24 protein-coding genes are annotated in these 18,552 nt (G+C 35.3%); all 24 read right to left on the reverse strand.

The features are described from left to right. Positions 1 to 4 precede the first annotated feature (4 nt). A complete protein-coding gene (locus tag G6O70_RS01945; protein ID WP_057870006.1) occupies positions 5 to 397 on the reverse strand; it encodes a chemotaxis protein CheW in 393 nt (130 codons plus the stop codon). Between the two features lie 20 nt (positions 398 to 417). Further along, positions 418 to 780: a response regulator gene (locus G6O70_RS01950; protein ID WP_057870007.1), complete on the reverse strand. Its 363-nt coding sequence runs from the start codon at positions 778 to 780 to the stop codon at positions 418 to 420. Between the two features lie 13 nt (positions 781 to 793). Next, positions 794 to 1,381 (reverse strand): chemotaxis protein CheC, encoded by a 588-nt coding sequence (locus G6O70_RS01955; RefSeq protein WP_057870008.1) that lies wholly within the window; start codon positions 1,379 to 1,381, stop codon positions 794 to 796. After that, positions 1,381 to 3,441, reverse strand: a complete 2,061-nt coding sequence (locus G6O70_RS01960) for a chemotaxis protein CheA (RefSeq protein WP_057870009.1) — start codon at positions 3,439 to 3,441, stop codon at positions 1,381 to 1,383. The genes G6O70_RS01955 and G6O70_RS01960 overlap by 1 nt, the downstream gene beginning before the upstream one ends. Before the next feature lie 20 nt (positions 3,442 to 3,461). After that, positions 3,462 to 4,235: a CheR family methyltransferase gene (locus tag G6O70_RS01965; protein WP_057870010.1), complete on the reverse strand. Its 774-nt coding sequence runs from the start codon at positions 4,233 to 4,235 to the stop codon at positions 3,462 to 3,464. Between the two features lie 4 nt (positions 4,236 to 4,239). Next, positions 4,240 to 5,244 (reverse strand): chemotaxis-specific protein-glutamate methyltransferase CheB, encoded by a 1,005-nt coding sequence (cheB, locus tag G6O70_RS01970; protein WP_057870011.1) that lies wholly within the window; start codon positions 5,242 to 5,244, stop codon positions 4,240 to 4,242. Between the two features lie 13 nt (positions 5,245 to 5,257). Beyond that, positions 5,258 to 5,752: a chemotaxis protein CheD gene (locus tag G6O70_RS01975; protein ID WP_057870012.1), complete on the reverse strand. Its 495-nt coding sequence runs from the start codon at positions 5,750 to 5,752 to the stop codon at positions 5,258 to 5,260. Next, positions 5,733 to 6,164 (reverse strand): chemotaxis protein CheW, encoded by a 432-nt coding sequence (locus G6O70_RS01980; RefSeq protein WP_373566428.1) that lies wholly within the window; start codon positions 6,162 to 6,164, stop codon positions 5,733 to 5,735. The genes G6O70_RS01975 and G6O70_RS01980 overlap by 20 nt, the downstream gene beginning before the upstream one ends. An 88-nt stretch (positions 6,165 to 6,252) precedes the next feature. Then, positions 6,253 to 7,563: a methyl-accepting chemotaxis protein gene (locus tag G6O70_RS01985; RefSeq protein ID WP_057870014.1), complete on the reverse strand. Its 1,311-nt coding sequence runs from the start codon at positions 7,561 to 7,563 to the stop codon at positions 6,253 to 6,255. 120 nt (positions 7,564 to 7,683) lie between these two features. Further along, positions 7,684 to 8,397: a cell division ATP-binding protein FtsE gene (locus G6O70_RS01990; RefSeq protein ID WP_057870015.1), complete on the reverse strand. Its 714-nt coding sequence runs from the start codon at positions 8,395 to 8,397 to the stop codon at positions 7,684 to 7,686. A gap of 23 nt (positions 8,398 to 8,420) precedes the next feature. Further along, positions 8,421 to 9,188, reverse strand: coding sequence for a flagellar hook-basal body protein (locus G6O70_RS01995; RefSeq protein WP_057870016.1), 768 nt, complete (start codon positions 9,186 to 9,188; stop codon positions 8,421 to 8,423). Positions 9,189 to 9,200: 12 nt separating this feature from the next. Beyond that, positions 9,201 to 9,905 carry a flagellar hook-basal body protein gene (locus G6O70_RS02000; RefSeq protein ID WP_057870017.1) on the reverse strand — a complete coding sequence of 235 codons (705 nt, stop codon included), beginning with the start codon at positions 9,903 to 9,905 and terminating at the stop codon, positions 9,201 to 9,203. Then, positions 9,902 to 10,615: a sigma-70 family RNA polymerase sigma factor gene (locus G6O70_RS02005; RefSeq protein ID WP_057870018.1), complete on the reverse strand. Its 714-nt coding sequence runs from the start codon at positions 10,613 to 10,615 to the stop codon at positions 9,902 to 9,904. The genes G6O70_RS02000 and G6O70_RS02005 overlap by 4 nt, the downstream gene beginning before the upstream one ends. A 31-nt stretch (positions 10,616 to 10,646) precedes the next feature. Then, positions 10,647 to 12,722 (reverse strand): flagellar biosynthesis protein FlhA, encoded by a 2,076-nt coding sequence (gene flhA, locus G6O70_RS02010; protein ID WP_057870019.1) that lies wholly within the window; start codon positions 12,720 to 12,722, stop codon positions 10,647 to 10,649. Between the two features lie 27 nt (positions 12,723 to 12,749). Beyond that, positions 12,750 to 13,817, reverse strand: a complete 1,068-nt coding sequence (gene flhB, locus G6O70_RS02015) for a flagellar biosynthesis protein FlhB (protein WP_057870020.1) — start codon at positions 13,815 to 13,817, stop codon at positions 12,750 to 12,752. 9 nt (positions 13,818 to 13,826) lie between these two features. Then, positions 13,827 to 14,579 (reverse strand): flagellar biosynthetic protein FliR, encoded by a 753-nt coding sequence (locus tag G6O70_RS02020; protein WP_057870021.1) that lies wholly within the window; start codon positions 14,577 to 14,579, stop codon positions 13,827 to 13,829. A 9-nt stretch (positions 14,580 to 14,588) separates the two neighbouring features. After that, on the reverse strand, positions 14,589 to 14,852 hold the full coding sequence (gene fliQ, locus G6O70_RS02025; protein ID WP_057870022.1) for a flagellar biosynthesis protein FliQ: 264 nt from the start codon (positions 14,850 to 14,852) through the stop codon (positions 14,589 to 14,591). Positions 14,853 to 14,869: 17 nt separating this feature from the next. Continuing rightward, the gene (gene fliP, locus G6O70_RS02030; protein ID WP_141055201.1) at positions 14,870 to 15,637 is read right to left on the reverse strand and encodes a flagellar type III secretion system pore protein FliP; all 768 of its coding nucleotides are present in this window, start codon (positions 15,635 to 15,637) and stop codon (positions 14,870 to 14,872) included. Beyond that, a complete protein-coding gene (locus G6O70_RS02035; protein ID WP_057870023.1) occupies positions 15,637 to 16,005 on the reverse strand; it encodes a flagellar biosynthetic protein FliO in 369 nt (122 codons plus the stop codon). The genes fliP and G6O70_RS02035 overlap by 1 nt, the downstream gene beginning before the upstream one ends. 12 nt (positions 16,006 to 16,017) lie before the next feature. Then, complete coding sequence (locus G6O70_RS02040; protein WP_057870024.1) at positions 16,018 to 16,512, reverse strand: flagellar basal body-associated FliL family protein; 495 nt, start codon at positions 16,510 to 16,512, stop codon at positions 16,018 to 16,020. A gap of 9 nt (positions 16,513 to 16,521) precedes the next feature. Then, entirely contained in the window at positions 16,522 to 16,740 is a 219-nt protein-coding gene (locus G6O70_RS02045; protein WP_057870025.1) for a flagellar FlbD family protein, read from the reverse strand. 39 nt (positions 16,741 to 16,779) lie between these two features. Further along, positions 16,780 to 17,670 (reverse strand): flagellar hook-basal body complex protein, encoded by an 891-nt coding sequence (locus G6O70_RS02050; protein WP_057870026.1) that lies wholly within the window; start codon positions 17,668 to 17,670, stop codon positions 16,780 to 16,782. Positions 17,671 to 17,746: 76 nt separating this feature from the next. Beyond that, a complete protein-coding gene (locus tag G6O70_RS02055) occupies positions 17,747 to 18,115 on the reverse strand; it encodes a flagellar protein (RefSeq protein WP_057870027.1) in 369 nt (122 codons plus the stop codon). Then, positions 18,099 to 18,539, reverse strand: coding sequence for a flagellar hook capping FlgD N-terminal domain-containing protein (locus G6O70_RS02060; RefSeq protein WP_057870028.1), 441 nt, complete (start codon positions 18,537 to 18,539; stop codon positions 18,099 to 18,101). Before G6O70_RS02060 ends, G6O70_RS02055 begins: the two co-directional genes overlap by 17 nt. Positions 18,540 to 18,552 lie beyond the last annotated feature (13 nt).

Raw genomic sequence — 18,552 nt, forward strand, 5'->3', positions numbered from 1 at the left:
CTTCTCAAAAAATCAGTTGATTTATCTCGATAACACTTGCTACATTTCCCTCAACAGTGGTTGCACCAATATAATATTTCTTATCTGAGCTACTTTCAAGCTGAATTTGCTCTTTTTCTATATCGATGACTTTCAACACTTCATCTATTAATAATCCTTTACGATTATCTTCGTTCTTCATTATCAATATATTCATTTTTTTCTCAATTGGTGGCAGATTAATTAATTCTGCCAACCCTACCACTGTCAAAACACTACCTCGTAAATTTATTAACCCTTGCACCCACTTGGGGGCTAAGGGGATTCCTGTTATTTCGATAGTATCTATTACTTCCTCAACAGATTCCGCTGAAACCATGAAATTCTGCTGATTCATTTTAAAGAGAATCATTTGCACAGCCAAACATCTCCTAACGTCTAAGATAGTGCCTTATCTAAAGCCTTGATAACGCGATCAGTATCAAATGGCTTAACAATAAAATCAACTGCTCCTGCTCGAATTGCTTCCATGACCATTCCTTGTTGTCCCATTGCACTGCACATTACAACTTTTGCATTACCATCAAAGTTCTTAATGAGTTTCAATGCCTCAATTCCATCAACCTCGGGCATGGTAATATCCATTGTAACTAAATCTGGTTTCGCAACTTGGTACTTGTCAAAAGCATCCTGACCATTCTCAGCTTCTTCTGCAACCTCATAACCATTCTTTTCTAAAATATCCTTCAATTTCATTCTCATAAAAACCGCATCATCAACAATTAAGACTCTTTTTGCCATTTTATTGCTCCTTTCAAATTCGTAAAGACTCTACCATCTTATTCAAAACACCTTGCTCTGGGATTAAAAATAATGATGAATCAATTTTCTCATCTGCATATATAAATTCATTTCTCATAATCATTATTTGATCATCGTAGTGTTCCAATGCTAAGTAAGAACTGCTAATAATGGCACCGAAGTAATCCTCTTGCGTCCGTGGCACTGATGTTTGTATTTCTGCATTCAACAGTCCTTCAATTGCACTCAAGAAGGAATTAGTTACTATATTAGTCAATTCACTAATTGCTGATATTTCTAACTCATCTGATGCCGAATCTTCGCCTAACAGTAACTTGACCAATTTTTTAATTGATTTATCCGGTATTACTAGAAGAAAAACTCCACTATAATCACCATTAAAATTACTGATGGTAGCTTGAACCTCTTCATCTTCCGTATATATTTCTTTGTATAGTTCATGATAACTTAAAAAACTGATTTCGGGAACATGCATATTGATTTTTTGGTTAACAAGTTTTGAAATACTTGTTGCTGCATTACCACCACCAATATTTATGATCTCTCTGATTGCGTCTAATTCAATGTCAGTATATTCCATTAGCTTTCAACCGGTTTTCCTTGGCAAATAGCGTTAACATCTAGGATAAGCGCAATCGAACCATTTCCAAAGATTGTTGCTCCTTGAAATTTATTAAGTTTTTGAACAATGGTATCGATTTTCTTAATTACGATTTCTTGTTGCCCAATTAATTCATTTACCAGCACTGCAAAATATTGCTTATCGCTTTTAACCACAATTGCAAATTGCTTGGCATTTTCTTCATTTGTTAATCCTAAGACCTTGTCTACCCTAATAACAGGAATCAAACCCTCTTGATATTCCACAACTTCTTTGTCCATGCTAGTAATTATTTCTTTTTCTTGAATCACAACAACTCGTTCAACAACATCCAACGGAATCGCAAAGCTTTCATTAGCAACCCTAACCATCAACGCCTGAATAATTGACAGAGTCAGCGGTAATTTTATTACGAATTTAGTACCAACATGAAGTTCTGTCTTCATTTCCAATGATCCGCCTAAATCACCAATTTTAGCCATCACTGCATCTAGTCCTACACCACGCCCGGAAATATTAGTGATTTCCTTAGCGGTTGAAAAGCCGGGATGGAAAATCAGATGTATTAGTTCATCATCTGTCATGCCAGTTGTATCAATTCCCTTACTTTCAGCACTTTCTTTCATGACCTGTGGATCAAGTCCCTTACCATCATCTTCAAGTGTGATATTGACCTGGTTTCCTTCTTGGTATGCAGATAACTTGATTATTCCTTTTTCAGGTTTTCCAAACTTTTTCCGGATTTCCGCATTTTCAATTCCATGGTCTGCTGAATTACGCAACAAATGTATTAAAGGTTCACTCAATTCAGAAACGACTGTCTTATCTAACTCAGTCTCTTCACCTTCAACAATCAGCTCCATATCTTTATCAAGTTCTTTCGCCAGATCTCTGACCATTCGTGGGAAACGACTGAATACAACACTTACCTGTTGCATTCTAATCTTCAAGACCAAATCTTGCAGTTCTGAGGTCAAGCGTGAAACTTGTTCAAGTGAGTCCTTAACTTCAGTTGCATCATTTCTTTTGTTCGCATCATCCAATTGGTTACGGTAGACAACCAACTCGGAAACCAAATTCAAGAATAAATCAAGGCGTGATAAATCAACCCTAATAGACTGGTTTCTAGCTGCACTTGCATGTTTTGCAGGAGTATTCTTCTTACCTTTTGAATCAGTAGTTTTACTTTTTTTAGGAGTTGTTGCAGTCGATTTAGCAGTCGCAGTTTTGGACTCAGCCTTAACTGCTTTTTCATCGTTTTTTGTTTCCTTATCACTATCGAACTCTTCTACTATGAAGGTATCAATTTCACTATTTGTATCGATATTTGCTTCAACTTGATCTTTTGTGCTTTTTGTTAAGTAAATTAATTTGAAGTCAGTCTCAAATTCACCATTTTCAAGCAGATCGGCAGTTGGTTCTGTATAAATAACATCCCCTTCTTGCTCCAAATGTTCAATTATTAAGAAAGCTCTTGGTCCCTTAAGCATTGATCCTTTATCAATGCGAATGGCTACTACAAATGCATTATATCCCTGTGCTCTTGCTTTCTTTACAACATCAATATCTGCATCTTCTCGATTACTTAATATCGTGGTGAGTTCTTCTGTCTTATTTTCTGTACCATGAGTTTCCTCTGTTTTTGTACCATTGACACTCTCTTCAACATCAATTAATTTTTTTAGTAACTCACTAATTTGATCTTCCGACAACTCCTGATCATTGCGCAAATCCTCTATTAGCTGAGACAACTTATCCAAGCATTCAAAGATTAATGATATGTAATCACTTGTGACTTTTAACTTGCCAGATTTGAAAAAATCAAAGAGATTTTCCATCTTATGAGTTAATTTTGTCATTACATCATAACCCATTGTTGCAGACATTCCTTTTAAGGTATGTGCTGCTCTAAAAATTTCATTAACTAAATCGATATTTTCAGGTTCGCTTTCCAATTCCAGGACATCATCATTTAACTTTTGAAGATTATCATCACTTTCTTCAAAAAACAGATTACGGTACACACTGTTATCGTCCATTAATCAAATCTCCTTCCACATTAGATTTTTCTATATATAAAAGTATCAACTTTTTCAAGATTGAACTTACTAGGTTCATTAATAGTTTCGGTTGCTCCTGTAAACAATAACCCGCCCTGGCTAAGGGCCTCACTAAATTTCCGATAAACTTCATCGCGTGCTTCTAGCTTAAAATAGATGGTGACATTGCGACAAACTATCACTTGCATGTTATGAGGATATTGCGTTCCCAATAAATCTTGTTTCTCAAAAGAAACATATTTCTTAATTTCATTTTTGGCTACATATTTATCAGGGCCAAGTTCACTGAAATACTTCAGCAGATCAGCTGGTGACACATTAGTTAGTTCTGCCTTTGTATATTGCCCTTTTCTGGCTCTTGCAAGAATAGTTTCATCTATATCAGTTGCGAGAATATTAGTATTCCTCACATTATTCTTATTCAAAATCATTGCCAATGAATACGGTTCTGCTCCTGTCGAACAAGCCGCACTCCAAATTTTTATATGATCAAATTTTGGAACCACATTTTGCATAAAGCACTTCTCGAATATTTCAAAGATTTCTTTGTTTCTAAAGAAATCTGTAACATTGATTGTTATATGCTTTACAAATGCATTATATGCATCCCGATCTTTTTCAAGAATACGGGCATAATCTTCGACTGTTTTTGCTCCCGCAGAATTCATAATATTTGTTATTCTACGTTGCATTTGTCTTTCCTTGTAATTATTCAAATCAATTCCAACGTTTTTTAATACCCACCTGTTGAAGAATGTAAAATTCTGTTCCATCTTCTCACCCAATCATTTGTTGCAATCTCTGACACACTTCATCTAAACTTAAAACTTCATCAACAACACCCGCTTCAATTGCACTGCGTGGCATTCCAAAAATAACACTGCTCTGCTCGTCTTGTGAAACCGTGTAGCCCCCAAAATCTTTTATCCTACTCATACCAATCGTTCCGTCTTTACCCATGCCAGTTAAGATAATACCTGCGAGTCGATTCTTGTACACATCTGCCGCTGAAATAAATAGATTATCAACCGCCGGACGTGTTCCATTTTGCTTTGGTCCCTGATTCAGGGAAATCTTGCCATTTTTAACCACCATGTGGAAGTCGCCTGGAGCAACGTATATCTTTGGTTCGATTTTCATCCCTTCTTTTGCTTCAACAACCTCGCTTTTACTTTCCTGGTTCAATCGTTCAGCAAATGAAGTTGTAAATCCCTTAGGCATATGCTGAACAATTAGTATTGGAATCCTTGTAGGAGTATTCAATGATCTAATTATTCTGAGTAATGTTTTAGGTCCTCCCGTTGAAGCACCAATAACTACGGCTCTGAGAGTATTGAAATCTTTATCATTTTTTTGTACGTTAACAAAAAGTCTTGCTTTATTACCAGAGTCATCTTTTGTTTCATTATCAATTCCTCTGATTTTTGTTAGAAACTCCTCCAACCATTCATTTTCTAAGTTCATTAAGTTATTCGGCTTTTCGACAAAATCTGTAGCTCCTGTTGCCAAAGCTTCAATTGTATTTTCCTTTTTACTTAATGCACTCAGGATAATTACTGGAACATTATTTGTCCGACGAATGACTTTAAGTGCTTCTAATCCATTCATTGTTGGCATCTCAATATCCATAAGTACTAGATCGTAATTATTTTGACTAATCAATTCAACCGCTTGTTTACCATTTCGTGCAGTGTTCATCACGTGCAAGTCGGATTGTTTCTCAACAATGTCCGTGATTACTTTTCGCATGAATGCTGAATCATCAACAACTAAAATATTCATAAAATCCGTCTTTCTATATATATACTATTTCGTGATTAACAATTCTAACCATTGTCTTAAAATCTTTTAAGTCAACAATCATTGTTTTTCCACTGTTTCCTCCAACATTTTCTGAGATAATCGGGATTCTCAAACTAGCTAAAGAACTTTTAACAGCCAAAACATTACGTTCTCCGATACTCATCCCTGTTCCATTATTGAAATTAAACATGTTCGCTCCGCCAACAATCTTAGCAGCCAGGTCTGCAGTGGGTGACTTTTTTTTGATTTCAGCAACCATTTCAGGAATTGCTAAATTTGCAAATTTAGCAATATTCAGCACCCCTTTATTTTCAAATGGCACACTGTCTGGAAGCATTATATGACTCAATCCTCCGATTTTGGTCTTCTTATCATATATAATTGTACCTACACAAGAACCCAAACCAACGGTTATCAGCTTCTCGGACTCTGTTCCTAACTTATACTCTGCAATCCCAACTTTTATTTCATTCTTCAGTACTGTCATCAAAAGTACCTTCTGACGCAGTCTCTTCAAGTGCATCTAATATTTGATCTTCTTGTTTGTTATCAAAAAGATATGTTAAGTTAATTGAGATTACAACATCATCCTTTAGCTTCAAAAACTTATCTACATAACCTCTTTTTAGATTTGCTCTTTCTATCTCTGCCTCGTAATCTGTCTCAGTTAACTCCGTAATTCCAATAATCTCCTCAATCAATAGTCCCAACGAATTATCTTCCCAATTACACAAAATGACTTTGGAGCTTGGATTTTCTTCAACTTTTTCACCAAAAAGCTTATTTTTAAAATCAATAATAGGTACCATTGTATTGTTAAATTCCACTGCACCTAGAACATATTCGGGTACCTCCGGAAGTATTATAAACTTTGGAAATTCAACTACCCTTTTTACTATGCTTACTGGTAACGCAAACATCTGCTCATGACTTTTAAATACAATATATTGTTTCACCATCTAAAGCCATCTCCCTTAAATTAACCTTTTAGAGTTTAAAACTATCCACTTGGAATTTCAGAATATTTGCAATTTCTTCAATTTCTTTGACACTCTTTTCAAATTCCTTAACATTCAATTGAAGTTCTTCAACTGTCGCAGTTACTTCCTGTGTTCCTGCCGATGTATCAGAAATAGCTGAAGATATGTTTTCCATAGAATGACCAACCATATTTTTTTCATCTATCACTGCAGCTATATTTTTTTCTACTTGCTGAATGCTTCCGACAAATTTCTTAACTAAAATCGAAATCTGTTCAGTTGAATTAATTGCTTTTCCAATATAGTCTGTCTGTTGTTCACTACTCTCATATGAGGTATTCAGTGCTGCCGCCATATGTTCTGATTTATTTCTGATCAACGTGATTATTTCTCTAATATTTTTTGTTGACTCGCTACTTTGTTCCGCAAGATTTCTAACCTCTTCTGCAACGATTGCAAATCCTCGTCCAGCTTCTCCTGCTCTTGCAGCTTCAATTGATGCATTAAGTGCCAAAAGATTTGTCTGCTCAGAAATATCTGTGATTAGTTCAACAATATTACCGATGCTTTGAATATCTTTATTCATTTCGTCCATTTCGGTAACTAGTTGTGCTTGTGTCTTTCGTTCTTCTTCCCAGTTACTTGATACCTGAACCATCATAGTTGAGTTACTTGTATTTGTCTTTTTAGAGTCTTCAACATAGCCGTTCATCAACTCAATTTCACTATAGATTTTCTCTATTTTACTAGAAAGTTCTTGCATATCATTTGAAGTCTGTTCTGCTTCTGCCGCCTGTGAGCCTGAAGCCTCTGCAATATTTCCCATTGTTGTTTTAACACCATCAACAGACATACCTGCTTCTTTCAAAACCTTAACAAGTTTCAGTGTCATTTCACTCATCTTGGTACTTTCGCTTTTCATTCCCACAACCACGGCGATAAAAGTATTGGCAAAACTATGCACATCATCTTTTACTTTCGAAATTAAAGGATCATCATTTTTTGATGGAGTCAAGTCATCCAAACTAGACAAATCCCCAGAAACAACCTGATTAAGTTTTTGATGGATATATTCGAGATCTTTACTGTAAGGATTTGCTGCGGTGTAATTTAAGACAACACACAAAATCAGATGCACTACCAATATACTTACTGCAAAAACAAAAAACTTATTGCTCATTGCAGTATCGGTACTTCCACTAACAAGCGTTAAGTAGGCAATAATTAATACAAGCAAAGTAAAAAGAACCGACTTAAATGCACCTATTCTTAACTTTGTAGTTTTCTTAGGAACTTTCTTTAAAATTTTCTTGGACATTATACTTAATACCCCTTCCGATATAAACAACATATATTTAGACTCGAGTAAGGTTAGTTAAAAACTCACACAACTCTATGCTCTTCATATCGGAAATTCATCGAAATTATTAAGACTTTATTACCAGATATACACGTCTTTATTATCAGGGTATCGGGTATATCCCCCATCTTGCTCGTCTCTAACCAGTTCACCCTTACTTAGTTCAAGTACTCGTTCACGAACCGTGTTTACCATAGTACTATCATGTGTTGCCATAATGACTGTTGTTCCCATACTATTAATCTTAAAAAAAAGCTTCATTATCTCTAATGCAGCTTTTGCATCCAAATTTGCAGTTGGCTCGTCTGCCAAAACAATTGATGGATGATTAACAATTGCCCTAGCAATCGCAACTCTTTTTTGTTGACCAATTGATAATTCATTAATTTTTCTACTGCTTTTATCGAGCATTCCCACAACATCCAAAGCTTCGTTCGTGCGTATAGCTACCTTGCTGTTGTTAGCACCACTAACTGCTTCGACACACACAGCAATATTCTCAAAAACAGTGCGATTAGATAAGAATAAATCACTTTGCATTACAACACCCAGTTGTCGTCTTAAGAGGTAGAGTTGCTTATGAGTAATTTGACTAGCAAAAGTATTACCTATCTTGATACTTCCGAATGTCTGAATTTCTTCACGATATAAGAGTTTCAGTAAGGTCGATTTTCCCGCACCACTAGCACCAATTACATAGACAAATTCACCCTGTTTTATTGAAAATGTAATGTTTCTTAACGCATGAATTCTCCCTTTATATATCTTTGTAACTTTTCTTACATCTATCAATTGATGTCTCACCTCTTGAAATATTAGTTGGCTAGGCGATTAATTACCTCAAACATATCATCAGTTGCCTGCAGTGCCTTGGCATTCATCTGATATGCCCTTTGAGTTGCAATCATATCTGTCATAGAATCTGCTAGATCAACTGTTGAAGCTTCTAAATATCCTTGCTTTATACTTGGATTTGCCATCACTTGCAACTGATTCCCATTTTTAACGGTATAATTATTATTACCAACACTTACTAGATCTTCATTATTTTGTGGTAAATACATTCTTAGTTTTCCAACAGAGGTGCTGATTCCATTGTTCACAATACTTATATTGCCATCACTTGCAACATTTAAGTCACCATTTGGCCAGCTTGTTTCAGGGATAGTTGCATCCACTGCTACTTTATTCCCGCTTGCATTCACCAATTGACCCGTGCTGTCTCGTGTAAAGCTCCCATCTCGGGTTAATAATAATTCGCCATTTTGATTATATATTCCAAAAAATCCTTGTCCTTGTATTGCAAAGTCAGTTGTCTTTCCTGTTTGTTGCAGACTACCCTGTGCAAAATTAATTGATTCACTGTTGACACCCACCCCAGTATTTAATCCTAGGCTCGTTCCAGCAGTTAAATTCGCTTCTTGAGCTGTTGTCTGATTGTTGACTAACTCTTGGAAAGTTGTATTTCTATTTTTATAACCAATTGTTTCTGAATTTGCAATGTTATTTGCGATGTTGTCCATATTATTTTGTAGTCCATTTATTCCTGACTTATTAATGGACAAAATACCCGAAATATTCATCTATACTAACTCCTATACTTTTCCTAAACTGTTAACAGCTTTGTCTAGAGTTTCATTTGTTGAACTCAAAACCTTTTGATTAGCTTCGAATTCTCTACCCGTTTGCATTAATGTGACCATTTCATCAGACATCGAAACATTCGATTGTTCTAAATAGCCTTGCATCACATTGGGATTCGTATTAATTTGTACATTTTGATTAGTTGTGTAATAACCATTTCCTGCATCAGTTAATTGCTGCTCATTAGGAATACTTACTATTCTAAATGCTGGATTATTACTTGCAGTAATAGCCTGTCCATTATTTCCAATAACTTGATAACCTTCTTGGGTCATATATTGATTTTGGTTGTTCAGCTTAAAATTTCCATTTCTTGTATATGCAAGAGAGCCATCGTTCATTCTAACTGTAAAATATCCGTCACTATTAACTGCAAAGTCAGTAGCCCTTCCAGTTTCTTTCATTGAGCCTTTACTGCTGTCAACATAAGAACCATCGATGGCATTTCCAAACGTAAAGCCACCTATATTTTGTCGTTCAGAAACATTTGGTCCTCCTTGATGATTCTCAAATTGAACTTCTTTTAATGTTGATTGAAATAGTTGTTTTGCCTGATATCCTGTTGTATTAACATTAGCGATATTTCCGCTAGTATTTTCTTGCCTTTTGAGTAAAACATCAAGGCTTTGTTCAACTGTATCTAATCCTCGGATCACGACAATTCATCTCCCATCGATAATTTCAACTTTGCGATTACCTTTCCATGAATCTGTGAAACTCTTGCTATTGAAATATCTAAAATAGCAGCAATTTCCTTTAAAGTTACTTCTTCTTTATAATACAAACTCAAGATTAACTGCTCACGTTCGTTTAATTTCTGTATGCATCTTGTCAAGGCTGCTTCGCATTCTTCACCCATTAATTTCTGTTCAGCATTAGTTCCACTATTGTCAGGAATAACATCTCCCAAAGAAACTCCACCTTCCCCTTCTGTAGGGAAAATTGTTCCTTCAAGAGAGATACTAGCCAGATAATGGATATTCTCATAAATTTCATTTAACTGTGTGCTAGATATTCCCATCTTTTCGCAAATTTCACTGTCAGTGACTTCTCTTTTATGATCTTGTTCAAGTTCTTGTTTTGCCTTGTAAAAATTATTAATTGCAACCATCTTGTATCTTGAAATTCTTGAATGCTTTCGGACTTCATCAATGATTGCACCCCTAATTCTGATTGCTGCATAACTCTCAAAAGGTACCTTTTTCGTAACATCAAATTTGTGTAATGCATCAATCAGACCGATTACGCCAATATTATAGTAATCGCTGTATTCATACTCTGTACTTTTGATTGGAACTCTTTTAGCAACTTTTTCAACCAAAGGAAGATATTTCAAAACTTCATCTTCAGGACTAGCTTCATACATATTATCTCCATACTCCCTTCATCAAAAACTTTTAAACGTTAATTGTTCCTACGGTCTCAATCGAAATTTCATTAGGTACTTCATTCAGCGATAAGATTGACATGTTAGGGAAGTTAAAGGAAATTAACTTTCGAAAAGCCAGTCTAATTTTAGGAGAAGTTAATACTACAAATTCAATATTCTTAAGCGTAAGTTCCTGCTGAATCTTATTGAGAGCTTCTAAAATTTGATTAACTGAATCAGGTTTCAATACTGGATATGACCCAGTAGCTGTCTTTTGAATACTCTGTGTAATTAATTCTTCCACCTTCGGATGAATTGTTACTACTTTAATGCTCTTTTGTTCGTCAGCATACTTAGCAGCAATTGTTCGTCTAAGAGCCTGTCTTACATATTCAGTCAGCACTTCTGTATCCTTAGTAACTGACCCATAATCAGCCAAAGTTTCTAGGATTGTGGCTAAATCATTAATTGGAATTTTTTCCTCCAATAAATTCTGTAAGACTTTCTCAACTTCTCCCAAGCGTAAAATCTCGGGTATTAACTCGTCTATTACGACATTATTTTGCTCCTTTATTCCTTCTAAGAGCTTCTGGACCTCTTGTCTACCAAGTAATTCAGGTGCATTTCCAAAAATAATTTCTTTTAGGTGTGTGGCAATTACTGTTAAAGGTTCAATAATTGTAAACCCTTGTATTTCAGCAGCTTCTTTATCTTTTTGATCAATCCACATTGCATCAATCCCAAATGCCGGTTCCTTTGTCGGAATACCTTTGAATGGAAATGGCTCGTCATCGGGGCTGATAATCATCAGCTTATCTGCATAGATTTGCCCTGCTCCCACTTCATTCCCTCTGATTTTGATTGAATAATCATTTGATTCAAGGTACAGATTATCCCTTATTCTAACTGGATGAACAAGAATTCCTAGCTCTCTAGCAGTCTGTTTGCGAATGGCAACTATCCTACTCATCAAACTATTATCCACTGTGCTATCAACCAGTGAAATCAGACCATAGCCAATTTCAATTGCAATTGGTTCAACTTGGAAGGAAGAAACTGATTCATCTTCTTCTTGTTCTTTTTTCTTACGTTTTAATGCTAACTTCTGCTCTTCTTCTTTTCGCCTAATTGCCGTCTTTTGTTCTGTTTGTTTGATAAACATACTTGCAACAAACATTCCAATTCCAATAAATAAAAATGGCAAGAAAGGAAAACCTGGTACTATTGACAATACCAGCAAGATTACACCGACAATTCTAAATAGAACAGGATATCTTACAGCATCAGATGCAATATCCAAACCAAAGGAACTATTGTTATCAGAACGCGTAACAATAATACCGGAAGCAATTGAAATTAGTAACGAAGGAATCGCACTAACTAAACCATCACCAATTGATAGCTTGCCAAACTGTGCTAATGCATCAGCTATTGATAAATCACCTTTCATAGTGAAAATAATTGTCCCAGCTATCAGATTTATCAAGGTTATCATAATGCTGGCGATTGCATCACCCTTAACAAATTTACTAGCTCCATCCATTGAACCGTAAAAATCAGCTTCTCTTTGTAAGTCTTTCCTGCGATTTCTTGCTTGTTCTTCATTTATCAGTCCAGAGTTCAAATCAGAGTCAATTGCCATTTGCTTTCCTGGCATTGCGTCAAGGGTAAACCTTGCAGAAACCTCTGAAACACGCCCAGCACCATTAGTTACAACTACTAACTGAACGACCATAATAATAACGAATAAAATAATCCCAACTATATAATTGCTGCCTGCCACCACATTTGCGAAAGCTGCAATTACATTTCCACCATTTCCTGCCGTTAATATTAGTCGCGTCGAAGACATATTTAAACCAAGTTTAAACATCGTTGTTATTAATAACAATGTTGGGAAAGTTGTAAACTCCAACACACTTCTAGTGAATAACGTAATAAGTAAAATATTGATTGCAACTGCTAAATTAATAACGATTAGTATATCTAATGCTATCGCAGGTAATGGTATTATTATTAATCCGATAATACTGATTACCAAAAAAGAAACAATCACATCAGCATAATTTAAAGTCCTTTTCTTCTTAAGCTTTTTTTTACTCATTTGTTTACTAATCCCCCAAAACTCAATCTAAATCTTATTTTTTTCTTTTTCTTCCAGTTGATAAACTAGCGCGATAATTGCCGCAACTGACTCATACATCTCTGCTGGTATAAATTCACCGGGTTCTACTTTAGCGTATATTGCTCTTGCAACTGGCCGATTTTCAATCATCGGCACATGCATTTTCTTAGCTTCTGCTTTCATTCGTTGTGCTAAGTCATCTGCACCTTTTGCTAAAAGCAACGGAATTCCTTCTTTTTGCGGATCATACTTTATTGCAATCGCATAATGCGTTGGATTTGTAACCATCACAGTTGCTTCTTTGACCTTTGAAATTGCATTACGTGACATCGCCTGATATTTAGCTTTTCGCTGTGCTTTTACCTTAGGGTCCCCTTCTTGTTGTTTAAATTCATCTTTGATTTCTTGCTTAGTCATTTTCAAACTCTTGTGGTGTGTATATCTTTGATACCCATAATCAAAAATTGCTACAACCAATAGGAAAAAAGAAATTTTTTCAATCAATGACCTAGTAAAATCTAAAACAAAGTAAAGGATCTTTTGCAGGCCTACATCATTCAAGTTAATTATTGTCGGAATCTCTGCCATAAATTGTTGGTAACAGAGATAGATAATCACGCCTAATTTTGCCAGTGTCTTTGCAATATTTACCAGTGATCTAAGGCCTATCATCTGCTTAAAGCCATTAACTGGATTTAATTTTTTAAAATCAGGTTTCAATGGTTTCCATGTAAACAATAATCCAACCTGCATAATGTTTATAAAAGTTCCAAGAAAAACACTTATCAACATGAATGGACTTGCAAGTAATAAAATCATTAAAACAGCTTGTATTGCTACTTTAGGTAAATCACTTATCTGTACTTTAAATTCTGCAACTTGCTCTATCATCTGCGTTAAATAGGGTAGGAACTCCTGAAGAATAAATTCCCATAAAGGCAAAATAATAAATGCAAAAATTAATAAGGATACTGCAATGTTCAACTCTGGCGTCTTTGGAACTTCCCCTTTTTTTCTTGCATCTTTTAGTCTTTTGGGAGTCGGTTTTTCTGTTTTCCCATCTTTGTCGGCCATCTTGCTCTCCTATTTTACAGATTTTATGAACTCAAGCATGTTTCCTATACCTTCAGAAAGATTATTGCCCAAAAAGCTTGCTAAACTTGATAAAGCTAATAGAAATATTAAAATACTAACAATTGTTTTTACAGAAAGGCTCATCATTAGAATATTAATCTGTGGAATCGATCTTGAAATGACCCCTAACAAAATATCAATTACTAATACAGCTACAACCATTGGTGCTGCCAAGCTAATTGACATCTCAACGGTCTTCTCAAATAATTGAACCACTCCATCTACTGATGCCCCATTTATATTTTCAGCGCCTAAAGGAACAATCCTGAAGGAGTTAATAACACCGTAAATCATTAAGTTTTGTAGGTTAAGCATAAAAAATACAGAGACTGCTAGCCAATAATATAATTTACTAAACTGGGCAGATTGAATTTCCGTCATTGTGTCATATGCTTGCGCCATAGAAAAACCCACTTGGAAATCAATCATCTGTCCCGCCATCATAACCCCGCTAAAAACAAGTTGACTTAGATATCCCATTGCTAATCCAAAAATAACTTCTTTGATAGCAACCTCGCCCAACAAGACCCCATTAGTGATTTCCTTATAACCTGTAATTGCAGGATAGGCTGAGACTACTAAGCTACCCCCAACGACAAGTTTCGCAAAATTAGGAAAGCCTTTCTGCGAAAAAATTGGACAAAGTACAATGAAAGACATCACTCTACATAGCAAAAGAGCCCCTATCTGAATCAAAACCATCTAGTCACCTCACAACTTCGCAATCATCTTGAATACATTCTTCGTAAATTCAAGAAGAATTGTCATCATGAAGTTACCTGCAAGAATTAGCGTAATTAAAATAGCAACCAATTTTGGTACAAAACTCAGCGTTTGCTCCTGAATTTGGGTAGTAGCCTGAAAGATACTAATTATTAATCCTACCAACATTCCGATTCCAACTGCTGGCCCCGAAATTAAAATGATTCTAATAAAAGCGTCTCTAATTACCTGTAAAACCACTTCGATTGTCATAAAATCTACCTAACTCCCTAATAAAAGCTCCTGATCAGTGACTCTACCAGCAAGTACCAACCATCTACCAGTACAAATAACAATATTTTAAATGGTAACGAAATCATGACCGGTGATAACATTACCATCCCCATTGACATCAAAATACTTGAAACTACCATATCAATAATTAAGAATGGTATAAACAACAAGAATCCAATACTAAAGGCTGTTCGCAATTCACTAATGACAAACGCTGGAGTGATTATTGTCAATGGAATTTTTTTGTATTTTCTAACATTGACTTTCTCCTTAGAAACATCAACAAAAAGCTGGATATCCTTTTTTCTTGTCTGACCATACATAAATTCTTTTATTCTGTTCTCTGAACGATCAAATACTTGTTGTTGCGTTATCTCATTTTGGTTATAGGGCTTGATCGCATTCTGATAGATATCTGTATACACAGGACGCATTGTAAAAAATGTTAAAAACAAAGCTAAGCCAAGTAAAACCTGATTAGGCGGATTCTGTTGTGTTCCAAGTGCACTTCGCGCGAACGAAAGTACCATTATGATTCTTGTGAAAGAGGTCATCATTACTAACAATATCGGTGTAATAGATAACAGAGTTAGTAAAATAAAAGTATTAATAGTAGTTGTAGAACTCGAATTATTATTCAGTAAATTATTAACAGTTGATGTAATATCTTTGGTACCAATAGCAGAAACTGTTACCGGGAACAAGAATAACTTCCAAAAACAGATATTAACAGCAGCCAACCCCATGGCAATTTTCTTTTTCATTATCTTTTCCTCTTCTTAAGCTCTTGAATCTTGTCGTTCATACCCTGAAGAATTTGTTTGAAATCTTTACTATTATTCTCACTACTTTTAGGGTTCTCCAAAGAATCCAGTAGCTGAGTCACTTCATAGTCATTCAATTCTTTCAAAATCTCATTGCGATTTTCTGAAAAGCTCATCACATAGTAAGTATCAATAATTTGCACTATGCCTATTGCTGAAGTCTTACTCACTGCAATTTTCTGAATGATTCTAAAATTCCGTTTGCTTTGATTCGTATACTTTCCTAAATACTTCAGGCAAATATTAATCATGAAGATGATAATTATTAAAAAGATAATTGTCTTAAAAACTGCAATATATATATCCATCTTTTCTCTTTTCTATTGAATAACTAAATCTGTAATAAACACATCGTCTATAATCTTGGCTCCATATGCTTTATTAATAGTGTCTCGTAATTGGGTCTTTAGTCCTGCCAAGCTATCTGAAGAACCCAGAATGTCGCTTGCTTTCTTTTGTCTAATCACATTTATGACACTGTCCCTAACAACCGCAACATTTTTCTTAAGTTTAGCTTTTTGATCTGTATTTGCGACCAAAAATGATAAGGTAATTTGTGCATACTGTGTGCTATTGGAGCCATCTTCATTAGTCAAATTAATTACAAACTTCTTAACTGGAACAATCTTTTGCTTGCCTGAAACAACTGTTTTAGCCTGCTTCTTAACTGTCGCTGTTTTATTTGAACCTAACGCACTCATTATCTTCGGCGTAACGATTGTACCAACTACTCCCCCACTCGTTGCTACCAAAATTAATATCAATATCCATAAAAACCATTTTTTCCCTGTTTTCTCACTTTTTTCTTTTGCCATGAGTAACTTTTACCTCTCCTCACTAATGGAGTTTAAGTTCTCTGAATTCGCAAGAATTTTTCTCCTATATTCTATTATTAGTTCTTTTACTTCAACTGCACTATTTTTTACAATTAGATTTCTGTCATCTATGAGCGTGATTATCGTATCTGGTGTTTCTTCGATTTTGAAAATTAAATCTGCATTCAAGAAAAAGCTTTTCCCATTTAGGCCAATTAATTCAATCAAACCTTATCCCCCTAATATCACGTAAAAGATTGCTGACTATTATGACTGTTTCAAGTTAATCAATGTTTGCAACATTTCATCTGATGTAGTAATCGTTTTTGCATTTGCTTGATAAGCTCTGTTTGCAACAATCATTTCTGTAAATTCACTAGATAAATCAACATTTGACATCTCTAGTTCACCCGCGTTAACGGTACCTGTACCTGTGTCACCAGGATTTGCTATGATAGCTGCTCCTGAATTTGATGAAACCGCATAGTTATTTCCACCAACATTCTCAAGCCCAGCAGCGTTATTAAAGGTAGCCAGTGAAAGCTTTCCCAGTACAAAATTTTGACTACCATATTTACCAATAATAAGTCCACTTTGATCAACCGATACAGAATCATAATTGAGTGTCTTACCATTAACTGTAATCGTACTTGGAATTGTCAATCCAGATAAGCTTCCTGATGCTGCAAGTGCACTATCTGTATTAGTTCCATCCGTATATTCTGTTAATGGTGTTGTTGCTGCTCGTCCCATAACTTTCAATCCATCACTAGTTGTCAGGCTTCCTTGGTTATCTCTAGAGAATGCCCCATCTCTCGTGTATAGATCCTCACCATTTTCATTTTGAACAACGAAGTATCCACCACCATTTATATAAAAATCAAGAGTCCGTCCCGTTGACTGTGGTGAACCTGCTGAAGTATCCTTATCAATCGAACCAGGTTTTACTCCAAGTCCAATTTGCTTTGCATTTGTCCCACCTAAATTATTAGATGCAGCTGCTGAATTAGACATATTTTGGCTCATCAAATCTTCAAAGATAACACGGCTTGATTTGAAACCCATGGTATTTACATTGGCAATATTATCAGAAATTACATCCATTTTAGTTTGAAAGCCCTTCATGCCACTAACTCCAGAATAAAGTGATTTTAACATTTTAATTCCCCCTATAAGTTGAACTCTCCTCAATCAGTCAGAGAGTTATTTAGGCTTCCTCGTAAGGTCCAGCCTATTATTTTACAAATTTTGTACTGTCTATATTTGTTACTGTATTTATCTCATTAACATTCATAGCAGTAATAATCGTTCTATTTTGAACATTTGCAATTAGTCCCATATCTTTGTAGAGCAACAACGAATCTTTACTTCCCTTTTCGTTAAGTTCATTCATCGCTTGTCCTATATGGGACAAATCGCTATTTTGTAAATCTAAATTGCGTGCGCTCAATCTTTGCCGTGCATGCTTTGATATCTTCACTTGATCTTGCTTTTGCGCAAGTATTTTTGAAAAATTTTCGTTATTTTCAGTTGAATTATTTTTTACTCGGCTGTTGTTTATTCCAGTGAAACTATTACTAGTTCCATCAATTCGTTGTATCATTATCCACTTCCGTCAATGCACCCATTTGGTATTCATTTCCTTTTACTACCAGGGTGGCATATCCATTTGAAAATTTAACCTTGTCTACTTTTCCACTAACGGTTGTACTTCCATCAGCCAATTGTACATTCTTTCCTAATAACGAAAACGCCTCATTTTGTTGCATCCCCATAACTGTCGTAGTCAGCCTTTTTCCAATATTATTCAATTGGTCCAATGAGGCAAACTGAGCCATTTGAGAAACATAATCTGTACCACTACTACTGCTTCCACTCGACGAATCACTGCCAATTGACGGATTCTTCATGGCAGCGGACATAATCTTCAAAAAATCGTCCATAGATAGATTCGTTTTACTTGTTGAACCACTATATTCTGTAGATATTCCAACTGATGGAATAGCTTGTGTATAGTCATAACTCATGTTTATCTCTCCT

Origin of the sequence: Liquorilactobacillus hordei DSM 19519, assembly GCF_019443985.1 — a bacterium.
GTDB lineage: Bacteria > Bacillota > Bacilli > Lactobacillales > Lactobacillaceae > Liquorilactobacillus > Liquorilactobacillus hordei.

Excerpts from the sequence above, each read along its gene's own strand:
- G6O70_RS01975 (WP_057870012.1), bottom strand. The coding sequence starts at position 5,752 with ATGACAGTACTGAAGAATGAAATAAAAGTTGGGATTGCAGAGTATAAG.
- G6O70_RS02040 (WP_057870024.1), bottom strand. The coding sequence starts at position 16,512 with ATGGCAAAAGAAAAAAGTGAGAAAACAGGGAAAAAATGGTTTTTATGG.
- G6O70_RS02060 (WP_057870028.1), bottom strand. The coding sequence starts at position 18,539 with ATGAGTTATGACTATACACAAGCTATTCCATCAGTTGGAATATCTACA.
- G6O70_RS01960 (WP_057870009.1), bottom strand. The coding sequence starts at position 3,441 with ATGGACGATAACAGTGTGTACCGTAATCTGTTTTTTGAAGAAAGTGAT.
- G6O70_RS01950 (WP_057870007.1), bottom strand. The coding sequence starts at position 780 with ATGGCAAAAAGAGTCTTAATTGTTGATGATGCGGTTTTTATGAGAATG.
- G6O70_RS02035 (WP_057870023.1), bottom strand. The coding sequence starts at position 16,005 with ATGGATATATATATTGCAGTTTTTAAGACAATTATCTTTTTAATAATT.
- flhA (WP_057870019.1), bottom strand. The coding sequence starts at position 12,722 with ATGAGTAAAAAAAAGCTTAAGAAGAAAAGGACTTTAAATTATGCTGAT.
- G6O70_RS01985 (WP_057870014.1), bottom strand. The coding sequence starts at position 7,563 with ATGTCCAAGAAAATTTTAAAGAAAGTTCCTAAGAAAACTACAAAGTTA.
- fliP (WP_141055201.1), bottom strand. The coding sequence starts at position 15,637 with ATGAAAAAGAAAATTGCCATGGGGTTGGCTGCTGTTAATATCTGTTTT.
- G6O70_RS01965 (WP_057870010.1), bottom strand. The coding sequence starts at position 4,235 with ATGGAACAGAATTTTACATTCTTCAACAGGTGGGTATTAAAAAACGTT.
- flhB (WP_057870020.1), bottom strand. The coding sequence starts at position 13,817 with ATGGCCGACAAAGATGGGAAAACAGAAAAACCGACTCCCAAAAGACTA.
- cheB (WP_057870011.1), bottom strand. The coding sequence starts at position 5,244 with ATGAATATTTTAGTTGTTGATGATTCAGCATTCATGCGAAAAGTAATC.
- G6O70_RS02020 (WP_057870021.1), bottom strand. The coding sequence starts at position 14,579 with ATGGTTTTGATTCAGATAGGGGCTCTTTTGCTATGTAGAGTGATGTCT.
- G6O70_RS02055 (WP_057870027.1), bottom strand. The coding sequence starts at position 18,115 with ATGATACAACGAATTGATGGAACTAGTAATAGTTTCACTGGAATAAAC.
- G6O70_RS01955 (WP_057870008.1), bottom strand. The coding sequence starts at position 1,381 with ATGGAATATACTGACATTGAATTAGACGCAATCAGAGAGATCATAAAT.
- fliQ (WP_057870022.1), bottom strand. The coding sequence starts at position 14,852 with ATGACAATCGAAGTGGTTTTACAGGTAATTAGAGACGCTTTTATTAGA.
- G6O70_RS02005 (WP_057870018.1), bottom strand. The coding sequence starts at position 10,615 with ATGTATGAAGCTAGTCCTGAAGATGAAGTTTTGAAATATCTTCCTTTG.
- G6O70_RS01995 (WP_057870016.1), bottom strand. The coding sequence starts at position 9,188 with ATGAATATTTCGGGTATTTTGTCCATTAATAAGTCAGGAATAAATGGA.
- G6O70_RS02050 (WP_057870026.1), bottom strand. The coding sequence starts at position 17,670 with ATGTTAAAATCACTTTATTCTGGAGTTAGTGGCATGAAGGGCTTTCAA.